Below are 15,262 nucleotides of genomic sequence, written 5' to 3'. Positions count from 1 at the left end.
CCGGTTCCCCGTCGGGGGTGACCTGGGTCATGGGACTTCACGGCCGACAAAAGGTACGTTCTCGACCGTGCCCGCACCGAAGAAGACCGGCCGGCGTTCCCTGCTGGTCACCTCCGCCACACTGCTGTCCCTGTCCGCCACCGCCCCCGCCGCTCTCGCCGCCCCGACCCCGTCGACGAGTCCGTCGGCGACACCCCCGGCCCGCATGTCCACCGTGGGCGGGGAGCGGCTCGGGCAGCCCGGCACGCAGGTGAACCTGGCCCCGGGTGTCCCCGTACTGCCGAAGGACCTCACCGCCCGCTCCTGGATCGTCTCCGACGCCGAGTCCGGCGAGGTGCTCGCCGCGCACAACGCGCACTGGCGGCTGCCCCCGGCCAGCACGCTGAAGATGCTGTTCGCGGACACCCTGCTGCCCAGGTTTCCCAGGACCATGGAGCACAAGGTGGCGCCGGCCGACCTCGCGGGCGTGGGCGTCGGCTCCAGCGTGGTCGGCATAGAGGAGAACCACACCTACACCGTCCACGACCTGTGGCTCGGTGTCTTCCTGCGCTCGGGCAACGACGCCGTGCACGTGCTGTCCGCGATGAACGACGGCGTCGCGCAGACCGTCAGGGACATGCAGAACCACGCCGACGAGCTCCAGGCCCTGGACACACACGTCGTCTCCCCGGACGGCTACGACGAGCCGGGACAGCTGTCGTCGGCGTACGACCTGACGCTGTTCGCCCGGTCCGGGCTGCAGAAGAAGGACTTCCGCGACTACTGCTCGACCGTCAGCGCGAAGTTCGAGTCCCGTGAGATCCGCAACACCAACCGGCTGCTGAGCGGCGACACCGACGTGCCCGTCTACCAGGGCATCGCCGGCGTGAAGAACGGCAACACCACCAACGCGGGCGCCACGTTCACCGGCGTCGCCGAGCGGAACGGCAAGGTGCTGCTGGTCACGGTGATGAATCCGCAGAAGCACGAGCACAACGAGGTCTACAAGGAAGCCGCACGTCTGTTCGACTGGGGCTTCCAGGCGGCGGGCAAGGTCAACGCGGTGGGTGAGCTGGTGCCGCCGAAGGCCGCCGTGCCGAGCCCCGCGCCGTCCGGCGCCTCCGCCGGACCGTCCACGGGGACCGGCGGCTCCGGCACCAGGCCGGTGGCCGGTGCCAGCGCGGGCTCCCGCGGCGTCGGCACCGCCGTGGCCCTCACGGGCGGAGCGCTGGTGCTGCTCGCGGGCGCGGCGTTCCTGATCAACCGCCGGTGGCCACTGCCGGACCTGATGCGCCGCCGCACCCGTCCGTGACCTCGGCGGGTTCGGCCTCCGCACTCCGCGTCGCCGTCCAGGAGGCGCAGAACAGGACGAGTCTCGCGGTGAAGTTGATCCACAGCAGCAGCGCCACGGGCACGCCGAACGCGCCGTACATGCTCTTCGCGGCCACCCCCTGGATATAGCCGCTGAGCAGAAGCTTCAGCAGCTCGAAGCCGACCGCGCCGAGCAGCGCGGCCACCAGCAGGCGGCGGCGCGGCGGCTCGACCCCGGGCAGCAGGGTCAGGACGTAGAGCAGGACCAGGAAGTCGGCCAGCGCGGCGACGGCGAACGCCGCGATCCGCAGCAGCACACTTCCCCAGCCGTGCTCGGCCAGGCCGAGCTGGCGCGAGACCAGGCCGACGGCGGCCGAGGCGAGGGTGGACGCGGCGAGGGTGACGAGCAGGGCGCCGCCGAGGCCGAGGAGGATGCCGGCGTCCTTGACCTTGGCCATCACCGGGTTCTGCTGCTGGTCCGGCAGCTCCCACACCGCGCGCAGGCAGTCCCGCACCCGCCCGACCCAGCCGATGCCGGTGAAGAGCAGCACGGCGCCCGCGATGACGCCGACGGTGCCGGCGTTGTGGACGAGCGAGGTGAGGTCCAGCTGGTCCGAGACGACACCGGGGAACTGCTCGGCGATCTGGGTCTGGACGGTCCGCTGCCGCTCCGGGCTGAGCGTAGCGGCGCTGATCGCGGCGGCCAGGGTCAGCAGCGGGAACAGCGCCACGAAGCTGACGAACGTCATGGCGGCGGCCAGGCGCGACCACTTCACCCGGTCCAGCCGTTCGTAGCAGCGCCACGCGTGCGTGGCCGTCAGGCGCGTGACGACCGGCCCGATGCCGGGGAGTCTCTTCAGCCAGTCCATGATCCGTCCCTGCCCCCGCCGGCACGCTCGTATGACATCCCACTAATCCCCCATTGTGTGGAGCGGGCGAATGTTCCGTAACTAACTACCGATACCGGGGCGATACGGTCACCGACATGCCTGGAGACACGGTTTCCGTCATCCGTCCGCGGACGTACGAGGAGGCCGCGGCAGCCGTCCGCGCCTGCGGGGCGGGCGGCGCCGTCGCCCGCGGCGGTCCGCAACGGGCGTACGGGGACGCGGCGCGCAACGCCGGCGGCACCGTCCTCGACACGACCGGCCTCGACCGCGTCCACGTCGTCGACGCCGACGAGGGCATCGTCCTGTGCGGCGCCGGTGTCCCGCTGCACCGCCTGACCGAACTCCTGCTCCCCCTCGGCTGGTTCCTGCCGGTCGCCCCCGCCGTCGGCCCCGTGACCGTCGGCGGGGCGATCGGCGCCGACATCCACGGCGCCGGCCACCACGTCTCCGGGTCCTTCTCCCGCCATGTGCTCTCCCTGGAGCTGCTCACCGCCGACGGCGAGGTCCACGCGGTCACACCGGGCACCGAGCTGTTCGAGGCGACCGCCGGCGGCATGGGCCTGACCGGGGTGATCCTCACGGCCACGATCCGGCTGCTGCCGGTGCAGACGGCGTACCTGACGGTCGCCACCGAACGCGCCACCGACCTCGACGACCTGATGACCCGCCTGACCGCCGACGGCCACCGCACGCGCTACCGCGCCGCCCGGATCGACCTCATGGCCCGGGGCGCGGCCACCGGACGCGCCGTCCTCACCCGCGCCGACCACACGCCGCTCGACGGCCTCCGCACGGGCACGCGCGCGTGGCGGCATCCGCTGTCCCACCGCCCCCGTCTCCTCCCGACCGCCCCCGGCCTCGTCCACTCCCTCGTCCCCGCCCTTGCCCCCGCCCTCGCCCCCGGCGGCCTCCTCGGCCGCACCGCCGCCGGCCTGCTGGGCGGGATCCGGTACCGTACGGCGCCACCACGCGCGCGTACCGGCCAACTGCGGCGCCTGTCCGCCGCGTTCGGCCCCGCGGACACCCTCGCGTACGGCGCGTTCGGGAATCGCCCGCACGGCCGCGCCGGCTGTGTGCGCTACGAGTTCGCCGTCGGCCACGGCCGGCAGGAAACCCTGCACCGGATCGTGCGGCGCCTCGCCGCGCACCGCTGCCCGTCCTTCCACGCCGTCCTCCAGCCCCTCGGGGACGCGGACGCCGGCTGGCTCTCCTTCCCGCTGCCCGGCTGGGCCCTCGCCCTGGACGTCCCGGCCGCGCTGCCCGGACTCGCGGCCCTCCTCGCCGGCCTCGACGAGGAGATCGCCGCGGCCGGCGGCCGCATCCGCCTCGCCGGGGACGCGCGGCTCCGCCCCGGCCTGCTCACCACCATGTACCCGCGCGCGGCCGACTTCCGCGCCCTGCGCACCCGGCTGGACCCGCGCGGAGTGTTCGTCTCCGACCTCGCCCGCCGGCTCGGCCTCTAGGCCCTGCCGTCACACTCCCGTCTGCCCCGCGACGCCATGCACGCACCTGACGCCGCAGGGCCGCCCTCCGGGCGACGACGGGAGTGTGACGACAGGGCCCAGGGCCCCCCGCCTCCCGATCCCCAGGAGCTGACATGAAGGACGCCCTCGGTCTCCCCCGGTCCCTGCTCGTCCTCGGCGGCACGTCCGGGATCGCGCTGGCCACCGCGCGCCGGCTGATCGCCCGCCGCGCCCGCACGGTGTGGCTGGCGGGCCGTCCCTCGCCGGCCCTGGACCAGGCCGCCGAGGGCCTGCGCGCGCTCGGCGCGGACGTCCGCACCGTCGCCTTCGACGCCCTCGACCCCGAGTCCCACGAGACAGTCGTCGGCAAGGTCTTCGCCGAGGGCGACATCGACCTGGTACTGCTCGCCTTCGGCATCGCCGGCGACCAGGCCCACGACGAACGCGACCCGGTACGCGCCGTCCGGGTCGCGCAGACCAACTACACCGGAGCCGTCTGTGCCGGTCTGGCCGCCGCCCGCGCACTGCAGGGCCAGGGCCACGGCTCCCTCGTGGTCCTGACCTCGGCCGCCGGCGAGCGGGCCCGCCGCGCCGACTTCATCTACGGCTCCAGCAAGGCCGGCCTCGACACCTTCACCCAGGGCCTCGGCGACGCGCTGCACGGCACGGGGGTGCACGTGATGGCCGTACGGCCCGGAGATGTCCGAACGGGCGAGGGACTCCTCACGACGACGCCGGAGGCGGTGGCCACGGCCATCGAACTGGGCCTGCGCAGACGGTCGGAGGTGGTGTGGGTACCGGGGACGCTGCGGCTGGTGATGTCGGTGCTGCGGCACACGCCGAGGGCGCTTTTCAGAAGACTGGCGCTGTAGCGCCCCGAAGGGGCGCGGGTACTACGACACCGCGCTGCGCCCCACCCCGCGCAGCGCCTGCGTCGGCACCACGGACCCCCCGAACGTGTACTCCCGCAGCTTCCGCCAAACCCCGTCCGCACCCTGCTCGTACAGAGCAAAACCCGTACACGGCCACTGTGCGTCGAAGCCGGCCAGATCCTCGAAGGCCCGGTCCATCGCCGCCTCGTCGATCCCGTGCGCGACGGTGACGTGCGGGTGGTACGGGAACTGCAGCTCGCGCGCCACCGGCCCGGACGCCTCCCGCACCCGCTGCTGCAGCAGGGTGCAGTCCTCGGCGCCCTGGACGACACGGACGTAGACCACCGGGGACAGCGGACGGAACGTGCCGGTGCCGGACAGCCGCATCGGGAACGGACGGCCCGCCGCGGCCACTTCGGTGAGGTGCGCCTCGACGGCGGGCAGTTCCGCCTCGTCGACCTCCGTCGGCGGCAGCAGGGTGACGTGTGTGGGGATGCCGTGAGCCGCGGCGTCGCCGAAGCCCGCGCGCCGCTCCTGGAGCAGGCTGCCGTAGGGCTCCGGGACCGCGATCGACACGCCGATCGTTACGGTCCCCACGTCGTCTCCTGTCGTCGTGCCCGTGTTCCTGTGTCTGTTTTCTGCTCAGCCGTCGGATTCTTCTCTGCCGTCGGCTATCGACTGTACGGCCACGACTGTCCTGTGGGCAGGCGCAGCGGAAGTGATGTGCAGCGCTCTGCCCGGTCGGACGGGTGTGCGGTCGTACGCCTGGGTGCGCCCGGCGCTCGTCAGTGCTTCGCCGGCAGGAAACCCACCCGCTCGTAGGCCTGCGCGAGGGTCTCCGCGGCGACCGCGCGCGCCTTCTCCGCACCCTTGGCCAGGACCGAGTCGAGGGTCTCGGAGTCGTCCAGGTACTGCTGGGTGCGCTCGCGGAACGGCGTCACGAACTCGACCATGATCTCGGCGAGGTCGGTCTTGAGGGCGCCGTACATCTTGCCCTCGTAGTCCTGCTCCAGCTCGGCGACCGACTTGCCGGTGAGGGTCGAGTAGATGGTGAGGAGGTTGCTGACGCCCGGCTTGCTCTCCACGTCGTAGCGGATCACGGTGTCGGTGTCGGTGACCGCGCTCTTGACCTTCTTGGCCGTGGTCTTCGGCTCGTCGAGCAGGTTGATCAGGCCCTTCGGCGTGGACGCCGACTTGCTCATCTTGATCGACGGGTCCTGGAGGTCGTAGATCTTCGCCGTCTCCTTGAGGATGTACGGCGACGGGACCACGAAGGTCTCACCGAAGCGGCCGTTGAAGCGCTCGGCCAGGTCGCGGGTCAGCTCGATGTGCTGGCGCTGGTCCTCGCCGACCGGCACCTCGTTCGCCTGGTACAGGAGGATGTCGGCGACCTGCAGGACCGGGTACGTGAACAGGCCGACGGAGGCGCGGTCGGCCCCCTGCTTGGCGGACTTGTCCTTGAACTGGGTCATGCGGCTCGCCTCGCCGAAACCGGTGAGGCAGTTCATGATCCACGCGAGCTGGGCGTGCTCGGGCACGTGGCTCTGGACGAACAGGGTGCAGCGGTCCGGGTCCAGACCGGCGGCCAGCAGCTGGGCCGCGGCGAGCCGGGTGTTGGCACGCAGCTCCCCGGGGTCCTGCGGGACCGTGATCGCGTGCAGGTCGACGACCATGTAGAACGCGTCGTGGGACTCCTGCAGGGCCACCCACTGACGGACGGCACCGAGGTAGTTGCCGAGGTGGAACGAGCCGGCGGTGGGCTGGATACCGGAGAGCACGCGGGGTCGGTCAGTCGCCATGCTTTTTATTGTCTCAGAGAGCTCGGGGGGGTCGGTGCGTGGGGAACTGCGGACCGTGGTGGGCTGGTCGCGCAGTTCCCCGCGCCCCTAGGCAGGTCTAACCAAGGTCGATTTCAGGGTAGAGCGGGAACGCCGCCACCAGGTCCGTTGCCCGCTGGGCGATCTCCTCCGCGACCTTCTCGTCCAGGACGTGGGCCGCCTTGGAGGGGGCGCCCGACTTGGTGGTGCCCGGCTCCGTCGTCGTCAGGACTCGGTCGATCAGGCCCGCCACCTCGTCCATCTCCGCCGTGCCGAGGCCACGGGTGGTGAGCGCGGGGGTGCCGATACGGATGCCGGAGGTGTACCAGGCGCCGTTGGGGTCGGCCGGGATGGCGTTGCGGTTGGTGACGATGCCGGAGTCCAGGAGGGCCGATTCCGCCTGGCGGCCGGTGAGGCCGTAGGAGGTGGCGACGTCGATCAGGTTGAGGTGGTTGTCCGTGCCGCCGGTGACCAGGGTCGCGCCCCGGCGCATCAGGCCCTCGGCCAGCGCGCGGGAGTTGTCGACGATGCGCTGGGCGTAGTCCTGGAAGGCGGGCCGCCGCGCCTCGGCGAGGGCGACGGCCTTGGCGGCCATGACGTGCGGCAGCGGGCCGCCGAGGACCATCGGGCAGCCGCGGTCGACCTGGTCCTTGAGGGAGTCGTCGCACAGGACCATGCCGCCGCGCGGGCCGCGCAGCGACTTGTGGGTGGTGGTGGTGACGATCTGGGCGTGCGGGACCGGGTCGAAGTCGCCGGTGAGGACCTTGCCGGCGACGAGGCCCGCGAAGTGGGCCATGTCGACCATCAGGGTCGCCCCGACCTCGTCGGCGATCTCGCGCATGATCCGGAAGTTCACCAGCCGGGGGTACGCCGAGTAGCCGGCGACGATGATCAGCGGCTTGAACTCGCGGGCCTGGGCGCGCAGGGCCTCGTAGTCGATGAGGCCGGTGGCCGGGTCGGTGCCGTAGGAGCGCTGGTCGAACATCTTGCCGGAGATGTTCGGGCGGAAGCCGTGGGTGAGGTGGCCGCCGGCGTCCAGGGACATGCCGAGCATGCGCTGGTTGCCGAAGGCCTGGCGCAGCTCGGCCCAGTCGGCCTCGGTCAGGTCGTTGACCTGGCGGGCGCCGGCCTTCTCCAGGAAGGGGACCTCGACCCGGTCGGCGAGGACGGCCCAGAAGGCGACGAGGTTGGCGTCGATACCGGAGTGCGGCTGGACGTAGGCGTGGCGGGCGCCGAAGAGTTCACGGGCGTGCTCGGCGGCCAGCGACTCCACGGTGTCGACGTTGCGGCAGCCGGCGTAGAAGCGGCGGCCGACGGTGCCCTCGGCGTACTTGTCGCTGAACCAGTTGCCCATCGCCAGGAGGGTGGCCGGGGAGGCGTAGTTCTCGGAGGCGATCAGCTTGAGCATCTCGCGCTGGTCGTGCACCTCCTGGCCGATGGCGTCGGCGACACGCGGTTCGACGGCGCGGATCACGTCGAGGGCGGCACGGAAGGCGGTGGACTCGGTGGAGAGGGGCTGCTGCTCTGGCATGAGGACCTCCGGACGGCGTGCGTACAGCGTTCACGTTCGGCCCAGGCGCACGGCACTCTTTCCCGCTCGGGCCGCTCCCCGATGGTCCGTCCCATCCCAGCGCGCCAGTCACGGCCCGCTGGTCAGCCTACCGGGCACGCCGAAGAGCGGAGATCCCGCGTCCACCATGCGAGCGACGATAGGAAGGGGGGCACCCTCAGCACCCGGCACCGTCTGGAGATCCCGTGACCACTACGGAGACACTCATCGCCGCCGCCGACGCGCACAGCGCGCACACCTACCACCCCCTGCCCGTGGTCGTCGCCTCCGCGGACGGTGCCTGGATGACGGATGTGGAGGGGCGGCGCTATCTGGACCTGCTGGCCGGCTACTCGGCGCTCAACTTCGGCCATCGCAACCAGCGGCTGATCGAGGCGGCGAAGGCCCAGCTGGAGCGCGTGACCCTGACGTCCCGCGCCTTCCTGCACGACCGGTTCGCGGCGTTCTGCCGGGAGCTGGCCGAGCTGTGCGGGATGGAGATGGTGCTGCCGATGAACACCGGCGTGGAGGCGGTGGAGAGCGCGGTGAAGACGGCCCGCAAGTGGGGGTACCGGGTGAAGGGGGTGCCCGCGGAGATGGCGAAGATCGTGGTCGCGGGCGGCAACTTCCACGGGCGGACCACGACGGTCATCAGCTTCTCGACCGACCCGGAGACCCGGGCCGACTTCGGGCCGTACACGCCGGGCTTCCAGATCGTGCCGTACGGCGATCTGACGGCGATGCGGGAGGCGTTGACGGAGAACACCGTCGCGGTGCTGCTGGAGCCGATCCAGGGCGAGAACGGGGTGATCGTGCCACCGGCGGGCTATCTCGCGGCCGTCCGGGAGCTGACGCGCGAGCGGAACGTGCTCTTCGTCGCGGACGAGATCCAGTCGGGTCTGGGCCGGACCGGGCGGACCTTCGCGTGTGAGCACGAGGGGGTGGTGCCGGACGTGTACGTACTGGGCAAGGCGCTGGGCGGCGGGATCCTGCCGGTGTCGGCGGTGGTGTCGAGCGCGGAGGTGCTCGGGGTGTTCCGGCCGGGCGAGCACGGGTCGACGTTCGGCGGGAATCCGCTGGCCTGTGCGGTGGCGCTGGAGGTGATCGCGATGCTGCGGACGGGCGAGTTCCAGGCGCGGGCGGCCCTGCTGGGCGAGCGGATGCACCGGGCGCTGGCGGCGCTGCCGGCCACGGGCGCGGTGACGGCGGTGCGCGGGCGCGGGCTGTGGGCGGGCGTGGACATCGCGCCGAGGGTCGGTACCGGCCGGGAGGTGTCGGAGCGGCTGGTGGAGCGCGGGGTGCTGGTGAAGGACACCCACGGCCACACGGTGCGGATCGCTCCGCCGCTGGTGATCGGCGAGGAGGACCTGGACTGGGGGCTGGAGCAGTTCAGGGCGGTGCTGGGCGGCTGAAGGCCCGCGCATCCGCCGGGAGGGGGCCCGGGGCCGGCGAGGTGCCGTGCCGGGCGTCGCGGACCGGGCTGATCCGAACGGAGCCCCCTGGGCCCTGTCGTCACACTCCCGTCGTCGCCCGGAGGGCGGATCTGCGGCGTCAGGTGCGTGCTCTCGCCGTGCCGGGCGCGGAGCCTCGTACTGGATGTCCTTGGGTCCGCGCCCGGTGCGGCGAGTGGGGGCACCTCCCACGCCCTTGAGGCAGTGGGGGAGCGTGCATGGCGTCGCGGGGCAGACGGGAGTGTGACGACAGGGCCTAGAGGATCACATGGGGCAGGAAGCGGGCGTACGCGTCGGTGATCAGGCCGGAGGACTCGCGGATGCCGAGGCCGGCCGGCTCGTGCTGGACGACCCAGGCGCCGAGGACGACGTGGTTGCCGTCGAAGGCGGGCAGCGGGGCGAGCTGCTGGTAGCAGCAGGGCTCCTCGCGGAGGAGGGCCGGGGTGCCCGGCTGGTGCACGGTGACGCCCTCGCCCTCGCGGCCGAGGAGGGGCTTGGCGACGTAGCCGGGTGAGGAGGCCAGCTCGCGGGGGCCGTCGAGGTAGGCGGGCAGGAGGTTGGGGTGGCCGGGGTACAGCTCCCACAGGACGGCCAGCAGGGCCTTGTTGCTGAGCAGCATCTTCCAGGCGGGTTCGATCCACAGAGTGCTGCCGGTACCGCCGCCGTTGTCGAGGGTGTCCAGGACGTGCCCGCCGAAGGTGTCGGTGGTGAGCCACTCCCAGGGGTAGAGCTTGAAGATGCCGCGGATGAACCGGAGCTGGTTGTCGACGAAGCGGCCGGAGAGGCTGTCCCAGCCGATCTCCTCCATGGACAGCCAGTCGGTGTCGAGGCCTGCCTGTTCGGCGGTCTCCTTGAGATAGGCGACCGTCATCAGGTCCTCGCCGAGTTCGTCGGCCGAGGAGTGCGCGAAGTGCAGGGGGCTGCCGGGCGGGAGCAGCGCGGCCTGTGTCCGCCAGGCCTCGACGAGGCGTTCGTGCAGGGAGTTCCACTGGTCGGCGCCGGGGAAACGATCCTCCATCCAGAACCACTGGGGCGAGGCCGCCTCGACCAGTGAGGTCGGGGTGTCGGCGTTGTACTCCAGGAGCTTGGCCGGGCCGGTGCCGTCGTAGCGCAGGTCGAACCGGCCGTACAGGGACGGGAGTTCGGCGCGGCGCCGCCAGGCCTCGGTGACCGCGGCGGCCAGGCGCGGGTCGGTGATGCCGAGGTCGGCGAACCGGTCCCGCGCGACGATGTGCTCGGCCGCCGCGAGGCACATGCGGTGCAGTTCCCCGACGGTCTCCTCCAGCGCCTCGATCTCGTCCAGGGTGAAGACGTAGTAGGCGCTCTCGTCCCAGTAGGGGCGCAGGGAACCGTCGGGGTGGCGGGTGAGGGGGTAGACGAGTCCCTGTGCCTCGACGGTCTGCTGCCAGCCTGGGCGGGGGGTGGTGGCGAGGCGTTCCATACGGCGGTCTCCGGTCTCCTGTCCGGTCAGCCGCCGGAGCTGCCGTGGCCGCCGCCGAAGCCGCCGCGGTGGACTCCGGTGCCGCCGCTGGAGGAGCCGCCGGAGCCGGAGCCCTTGCGGGGCCTGGTGAAGGAACCGCCGTCCACCCAGGAGCCCTTCTTCGTGCCGCCGTAGTACCAGGCGCCGTTCACGGACACCTTGGTCGACTTGCAGTTCCGGTCGGAGACGATCTTGTACCCCTTGGCGAGGTGGTAGCTGCCGCGGTCGACGCAGCGCTTGTCCGGTTCGGACGAGCAGGCGGTCAGGGCGGCGGCCAGCAGACCCACTCCGCCGAGGACGACCGTGCCGGAGCGCAGCCGGCGGTGCGCGTTCTCCATCGTGGTGTCTCCCCCGTGTGCTCGTGTGATGGTCGGTTCAGACTAGAGAACGGTAAGAGGGGGGACCGCAGTGGGTGTCCTGGTCGGCCCTCTCCTAGAGTCCCTTTGTGTTCTTTGGAATGGTGTGCGCCCTTGGCGCGGCGGTCTGCTTCGGCACCGCGACGGTGTTGCAGGCAGTGGCCACGCGAGAGGCCGGTACAGGTGGGGGTGGCGAGGCGGCACTGCTGCTGCGGGCACTCAGGCAGTGGCGGTATCTGGCCGGACTGGCGCTGGACGGGCTCGGCTTCGTGTTCCAGATCGCCGCGCTGCGGTCCCTTCCGATCTACGCGGTCAGCGCGGCCCTGGCATCGAGTCTGGCGGTGACCGCGGTGGTGGCGGCGCGTCTTCTGCGGGTGCGGCTGAGCGGCACCGAGTGGAGCGCGGTGGCCGTGGTGTGCGCCGGGCTGGCGATGCTGGGGCTGGCGTCCGGGCCGGAGGGCGAGGAGGGCGGTTCGGACGCGTTGCGGTACACGATGCTCGCCGTGGCGGCCGGGATGCTGCTGCTCGCTCTCGCCGGCGGCCGGCTGAGCGGGCCGGGGCGGTCACTGGTACTCGGCCTCGGGGCCGGACTCGGGTTCGGGGTGGTGGAGGTCTCGGTCCGCCTGATCGACAGCGTGGCCCCGACGGACCTGCTCACCAACCCGGCGTCCTACGCCCTGCTGGTCGGCGGAGGCGCCGCCTTCATCCTGCTGACCTCGGCCCTCCAGCGGGGGTCCGTGACGACGGCCACCGCCGGCCTGGTGATCGGCGAGACGATCGGCCCGGCGGCGGTGGGCGTGGTGTGGCTCGGCGACCGCACGCGGGAGGGGCTGGCCTGGCTGGCGGTGCTCGGGTTCGCCGTGGCTGTGGCGGGGGCACTGCTGCTGGCGAGGTTCGGTGAGGCGCCGGCGGTGGCCGAGGAGGGCTGAGGCCGCCTCGTGCAACGGCGTCGGGTTCGCGGAGTCCCGCAGGGGTGACGAAGGAACCCGCGGGAGGCGAAAGGCCCCCACCCGGGGAATTCCTGCGGGTGGGGGCCTCCTGGTACCGGGCCGGTGGACCTCCCCCGCCAACTCGCCCCGCACACGGGACCGTTACAAGGTGCCGCACCCGCCGGTCGTAGAGTCACGGGCATGCGCCCGGTCGACGACCCCTCCTACCGGAACAACCCGCAGCTGAACGCCTGGCTGGACACCGCGCGGGCCGACTTCACGGCCCTCGCCGAACAGACCGGCGGCCGGTGGGACTTCTCCCCCGCCTCCCTGCCCCGCCTCGAACGCCTCGTCAGGGAGCGCTGCACCACCTGGGAAGAGCAGTACGCCGACCGGCGGGGCCCGTTCCTGCGGGCGGTCGCCTGGTATCTCGGCGAGGTCCTCGTACGGCACCACGACGCGGTCTGGGTGTGGCCGCCCGGCACCCCCTGCCCCAGCCGGGAACGATCGTGCCCCGCCCTGACCTACCCGTACGACCGGCTCACCGAGCGCGAGACCGAGGCCGTCGCCGCGTCGGAGGAGGAAGGCGAGTCCCTTCTCCCGGCCGTCGACCCGCACCAGGTCGTCGGCGCCCTCTACCGGGCGAAGGACTCCCGTCTGGACGTCGCCCTGGAGCACTTCGAGGGATGGCGCGACGACCTCGCACCCTGGCTGCCGTCGGACACGTGAACGGGACGCGACGGGCGCCGGTGTCCTACGGCAGCACCCTGCACAGCGCGTCCAAGGCCCCCGCCCACGCGCTGTCCGGCGGTGTCGCGTAGCCCACGACCAGGGCGTCCAGGGGGTCGGCGACGGCCTGCGGATGGCGGTGCAGGGACAGGCCGTGGAGGGCGAGGCCCTGCCAGGCCGCGGCCTGGATCACCGACTGTTCCATGCCCGTGGGCAACCGCAGCAGCGCGTGGAGACCGGCGGCGATACCGGTGACCGTCACCTCGGGCGCGCGGGCGGTCACGGACGCCGCGAGGGCGTCGCGGCGGCGCCGGTAGCGCAGGCGGGAGGAGCGGACGTGCCGGTCGTACGCGCCGCTGGTGAGGAACTCGGCGAGAGTGAGCTGTTCGAGCGCCCCCACGGTGTCGACACCGCCCTTGACCGAGGCCGCCTCCTGTGCGAGGGCCGGGGGCAGCACCACCCAGCCCAGCCGCAGTCCGGGGGCCAGGGACTTGCTGGCGGTGCCGAAGTAGATCACACGGTCGGGGTCGAGGCCCTGGAGGGCGCCGACGGGCTGGCGGTCGTAACGGAACTCGCCGTCGTAGTCGTCCTCCAGGACCACGGCGTCGCCGCGGCGCGCCCAGTCGATCACGGCGGCCCGCCGTTCGGGGTGCAGGGGCGTGCCCATGGGGAACTGGTGGGCGGGGGTCAGGAGCACCGCGCCGGCGTCGTCCGGCACCCGGGGGTTCGTGCCGAGTTCGTCGTAGGGAAGGGCGGGGGTGGCGAGGCCGGACTGCTGGAGCAGCCGCCGGTGGGCGTCGAGGCCGTACGACTCGACCGCCACCGTGCGCACCCCGCGCGCCGCGAGGACCGTGCCGACGACGCGCAGGGCGTGCGCGAAGCCGGAGGTGATCAGCACGGTCTCCGGATCGGCGCGGACGCCCCGCACCCGTGCGAGGTATCCGGCGAGCGCGGTGCGCAGTTCGGGCCGGCCGCGCGGATCGCCGTAGCCGAGGGCGTGGTACGGGGCGGTGGTGAGGGCGCGGCGGGCGGCCTTGAGCCACTCGGTGCGCGGGAAGGCGGCGAGGTCGGGGGTGCCGGGGAGGAGGCTGTACGCCGGACGGGCGGGGTCCGGGTGGCGGGGCCCCGCGCCCCTGCCGGTGGGCGGGGTCGCCGCCAGCTCCGCGACCCGGGTGCCGGAGCCCTGCCGGGCGGTGAGCCAGCCCTCCGCCACCAGGTCCGCGTAGGCCTCGGCGACGGTGTTGCGGGCGATTCCCAGGTCGGCGGCGAGAGAGCGGGAGGAGGGCAGCCGGGTGCCGGCGGCGAGGCGGCCGGTGCGGACGGCGTCCCGCAGGGCGTCGGTCAGGCCCCGGCGCAGACCGCCCGCGCCGGTCGGTTCGAGATGCAGGTCGACACCCAAAGTGGCCCATGATTCCACCATGGGAATGGACCATACTCCTGGGCTGCCTCGCTCCTAGGGTCGAGGGCATGAGCACAGACGTCAGCACCCGCAAGACCGATGAGTACGCACCTGAGCACACCCCCCGCATGCACTGGGCCCAGCACGCCCCCGAGGTCTACAAGGCGATGATCCGGCTCGACGCGGCGGCCAGGCAGGGTCTGGACCCCACGTTGTACGAGCTGGTGAAGATCCGCGCCTCGCAGCTCAACCACTGCGCGCTCTGCCTCGACATGCACACCAAGGACGCGCTGGCGGCCGGCGAGAGCGTCCAGCGGATCGTGCAGCTCAGCGCCTGGGAGGAGTCGAAGCACTTCTACACCGCCAAGGAGCTGGCGGCGATCGAGCTGACCGAGGCGGTCACCGTGCTCACGGACGGCTTCGTGCCGGACGAGGTGTACGAGCGGGCCGCCGAGCACTTCGAGGAGGCCGAACTGGCGCAGCTGATCGCCGGGATCGCGGTGATCAACGCCTGGAACCGGTTCGGGGTGACCACCCGCGCGGTGCCCGGCCACTACCAGGCGGGGCAGCACAAGTGAGCCGTACCCAGCTGCTGGACCCGGAGGTCGGCCGGGCGATGTCCGCGCTCAGCGCGGCCGCGAAGAAGGGGCTCGGTGATCCGGTACTCGCCGAGCTGGTCATGATCCGCGCCTCGCAGATCAACCACTGCGCCTTCTGTCTCGACATGCATCTGAAGGCGGCCCGGAAGAACGGGGAGTCGCAGGACCGTGTCCAGCTCCTCGACGCCTGGGAGGAGGCCGGGGACCTCTACAGCGAACGGGAGCGGGCCGCGCTGGCGCTGACCGAGGCGGTCACCGTGCTGACGGAGGGCTTCGTCCCGGACGAGGTGTACGAGGGCGCCGCCAAGGTCTTCGACGCGTCCGAACTCGCTCATCTCATCGCCCTGATCAGCGTCATCAACGGCTGGAACCGGATCATGGTCAGCCGTCGTGTCCCTCCGGGGGGATACCGGCCGTGAGCAAGCCTGGAGGTCACCG

The 15,262-nt window shown here is 72.3% G+C and carries 15 protein-coding genes and 1 riboswitch; of the genes, 8 read left to right on the top strand and 7 right to left on the bottom strand.

Annotated elements, in window-relative coordinates; all coding sequences use genetic code 11:
* Positions 1-67 precede the first annotated feature (67 nt).
* Positions 68-1,291, top strand: coding sequence for a D-alanyl-D-alanine carboxypeptidase family protein (locus tag ACWC94_RS17610; RefSeq protein ID WP_450797446.1), 1,224 nt, complete (start codon positions 68-70; stop codon positions 1,289-1,291).
* Here ACWC94_RS17610 and ACWC94_RS17605 read toward each other — a convergent pair.
* Complete coding sequence (locus ACWC94_RS17605) at positions 1,239-2,159, bottom strand: YihY/virulence factor BrkB family protein (protein ID WP_450797444.1); 921 nt, start codon at positions 2,157-2,159, stop codon at positions 1,239-1,241. The two genes, ACWC94_RS17610 and ACWC94_RS17605, sit on opposite strands and share 53 nt — an antisense overlap.
* A gap of 116 nt (positions 2,160-2,275) precedes the next feature.
* Between ACWC94_RS17605 and ACWC94_RS17600 the strand changes: the two genes are divergently transcribed.
* On the top strand, positions 2,276-3,643 hold the full coding sequence (locus ACWC94_RS17600) for an FAD-binding protein (protein ID WP_450797443.1): 1,368 nt from the start codon (positions 2,276-2,278) through the stop codon (positions 3,641-3,643).
* Positions 3,644-3,777: 134 nt separating this feature from the next.
* Positions 3,778-4,515, top strand: coding sequence for an SDR family NAD(P)-dependent oxidoreductase (locus ACWC94_RS17595; RefSeq protein ID WP_450797441.1), 738 nt, complete (start codon positions 3,778-3,780; stop codon positions 4,513-4,515).
* Between the two features lie 21 nt (positions 4,516-4,536).
* Here the strand turns inward: ACWC94_RS17595 and ACWC94_RS17590 are convergent, their stop codons facing one another.
* The 3 genes from ACWC94_RS17590 to ACWC94_RS17580 form a co-directional block, all read right to left on the bottom strand.
* Complete coding sequence (locus ACWC94_RS17590) at positions 4,537-5,112, bottom strand: 2'-5' RNA ligase family protein (protein WP_450797439.1); 576 nt, start codon at positions 5,110-5,112, stop codon at positions 4,537-4,539.
* A 188-nt stretch (positions 5,113-5,300) separates the two neighbouring features.
* A complete protein-coding gene (trpS, locus tag ACWC94_RS17585; protein ID WP_450797437.1) occupies positions 5,301-6,314 on the bottom strand; it encodes a tryptophan--tRNA ligase in 1,014 nt (337 codons plus the stop codon).
* A gap of 97 nt (positions 6,315-6,411) precedes the next feature.
* Positions 6,412-7,863: a glycine hydroxymethyltransferase gene (locus ACWC94_RS17580; RefSeq protein ID WP_450797436.1), complete on the bottom strand. Its 1,452-nt coding sequence runs from the start codon at positions 7,861-7,863 to the stop codon at positions 6,412-6,414.
* 32 nt (positions 7,864-7,895) lie between these two features.
* Positions 7,896-7,985: riboswitch (ZMP/ZTP riboswitch) on the bottom strand.
* Positions 7,986-8,087: 102 nt separating this feature from the next.
* Here ACWC94_RS17580 and rocD point away from each other — a divergent pair.
* Positions 8,088-9,293: an ornithine--oxo-acid transaminase gene (rocD, locus tag ACWC94_RS17575; RefSeq protein ID WP_450797435.1), complete on the top strand. Its 1,206-nt coding sequence runs from the start codon at positions 8,088-8,090 to the stop codon at positions 9,291-9,293.
* Between the two features lie 295 nt (positions 9,294-9,588).
* On the opposite strand, the gene ACWC94_RS17570 is transcribed toward rocD, so the two are convergent.
* Both ACWC94_RS17570 and ACWC94_RS17565 read right to left on the bottom strand, forming a co-directional pair.
* Positions 9,589-10,773: a glutathionylspermidine synthase family protein gene (locus ACWC94_RS17570; RefSeq protein WP_450797434.1), complete on the bottom strand. Its 1,185-nt coding sequence runs from the start codon at positions 10,771-10,773 to the stop codon at positions 9,589-9,591.
* A 26-nt stretch (positions 10,774-10,799) separates the two neighbouring features.
* The gene (locus tag ACWC94_RS17565) at positions 10,800-11,150 is read right to left on the bottom strand and encodes a hypothetical protein (protein ID WP_450797433.1); all 351 of its coding nucleotides are present in this window, start codon (positions 11,148-11,150) and stop codon (positions 10,800-10,802) included.
* Positions 11,151-11,269: 119 nt separating this feature from the next.
* Here ACWC94_RS17565 and ACWC94_RS17560 point away from each other — a divergent pair, with 119 nt between their 5' ends.
* Entirely contained in the window at positions 11,270-12,097 is an 828-nt protein-coding gene (locus tag ACWC94_RS17560; RefSeq protein ID WP_450797479.1) for a DMT family transporter, read from the top strand.
* A gap of 201 nt (positions 12,098-12,298) precedes the next feature.
* A complete protein-coding gene (locus ACWC94_RS17555) occupies positions 12,299-12,826 on the top strand; it encodes a hypothetical protein (RefSeq protein ID WP_450797432.1) in 528 nt (175 codons plus the stop codon).
* 25 nt (positions 12,827-12,851) lie between these two features.
* Here the strand turns inward: ACWC94_RS17555 and pdxR are convergent, their stop codons facing one another.
* Complete coding sequence (gene pdxR / locus ACWC94_RS17550) at positions 12,852-14,246, bottom strand: MocR-like pyridoxine biosynthesis transcription factor PdxR (RefSeq protein WP_450797430.1); 1,395 nt, start codon at positions 14,244-14,246, stop codon at positions 12,852-12,854.
* 47 nt (positions 14,247-14,293) lie between these two features.
* Here pdxR and ACWC94_RS17545 point away from each other — a divergent pair, with 47 nt between their 5' ends.
* Together ACWC94_RS17545 and ACWC94_RS17540 are read left to right on the top strand one after the other, a co-directional pair.
* Positions 14,294-14,803 (top strand): carboxymuconolactone decarboxylase family protein, encoded by a 510-nt coding sequence (locus ACWC94_RS17545; RefSeq protein WP_450797429.1) that lies wholly within the window; start codon positions 14,294-14,296, stop codon positions 14,801-14,803.
* A complete protein-coding gene (locus tag ACWC94_RS17540; protein WP_450797427.1) occupies positions 14,800-15,243 on the top strand; it encodes a carboxymuconolactone decarboxylase family protein in 444 nt (147 codons plus the stop codon). The genes ACWC94_RS17545 and ACWC94_RS17540 overlap by 4 nt, the downstream gene beginning before the upstream one ends.
* Positions 15,244-15,262 lie beyond the last annotated feature (19 nt).

This window comes from Streptomyces sp. NPDC001135 (genome assembly GCF_053598395.1).
Note: the sequence above shows the minus strand (reverse complement) of the source record. Positions and strands in the feature narration are given on the sequence as shown.

Bases quoted from the DNA above. Each gene is read 5' to 3' on its own strand.
- ACWC94_RS17605 (WP_450797444.1), bottom strand. From the start codon at position 2,159: ATGGACTGGCTGAAGAGACTCCCCGGCATCGGGCCGGTCGTCACGCGC.
- ACWC94_RS17600 (WP_450797443.1), top strand. From the start codon at position 2,276: ATGCCTGGAGACACGGTTTCCGTCATCCGTCCGCGGACGTACGAGGAG.
- ACWC94_RS17595 (WP_450797441.1), top strand. From the start codon at position 3,778: ATGAAGGACGCCCTCGGTCTCCCCCGGTCCCTGCTCGTCCTCGGCGGC.
- trpS (WP_450797437.1), bottom strand. From the start codon at position 6,314: ATGGCGACTGACCGACCCCGCGTGCTCTCCGGTATCCAGCCCACCGCC.
- ACWC94_RS17580 (WP_450797436.1), bottom strand. From the start codon at position 7,863: ATGCCAGAGCAGCAGCCCCTCTCCACCGAGTCCACCGCCTTCCGTGCC.
- ACWC94_RS17570 (WP_450797434.1), bottom strand. From the start codon at position 10,773: ATGGAACGCCTCGCCACCACCCCCCGCCCAGGCTGGCAGCAGACCGTC.
- ACWC94_RS17565 (WP_450797433.1), bottom strand. From the start codon at position 11,150: ATGGAGAACGCGCACCGCCGGCTGCGCTCCGGCACGGTCGTCCTCGGC.
- ACWC94_RS17560 (WP_450797479.1), top strand. From the start codon at position 11,270: ATGGTGTGCGCCCTTGGCGCGGCGGTCTGCTTCGGCACCGCGACGGTG.
- ACWC94_RS17555 (WP_450797432.1), top strand. From the start codon at position 12,299: ATGCGCCCGGTCGACGACCCCTCCTACCGGAACAACCCGCAGCTGAAC.
- pdxR (WP_450797430.1), bottom strand. From the start codon at position 14,246: ATGGTGGAATCATGGGCCACTTTGGGTGTCGACCTGCATCTCGAACCG.
- ACWC94_RS17545 (WP_450797429.1), top strand. From the start codon at position 14,294: ATGAGCACAGACGTCAGCACCCGCAAGACCGATGAGTACGCACCTGAG.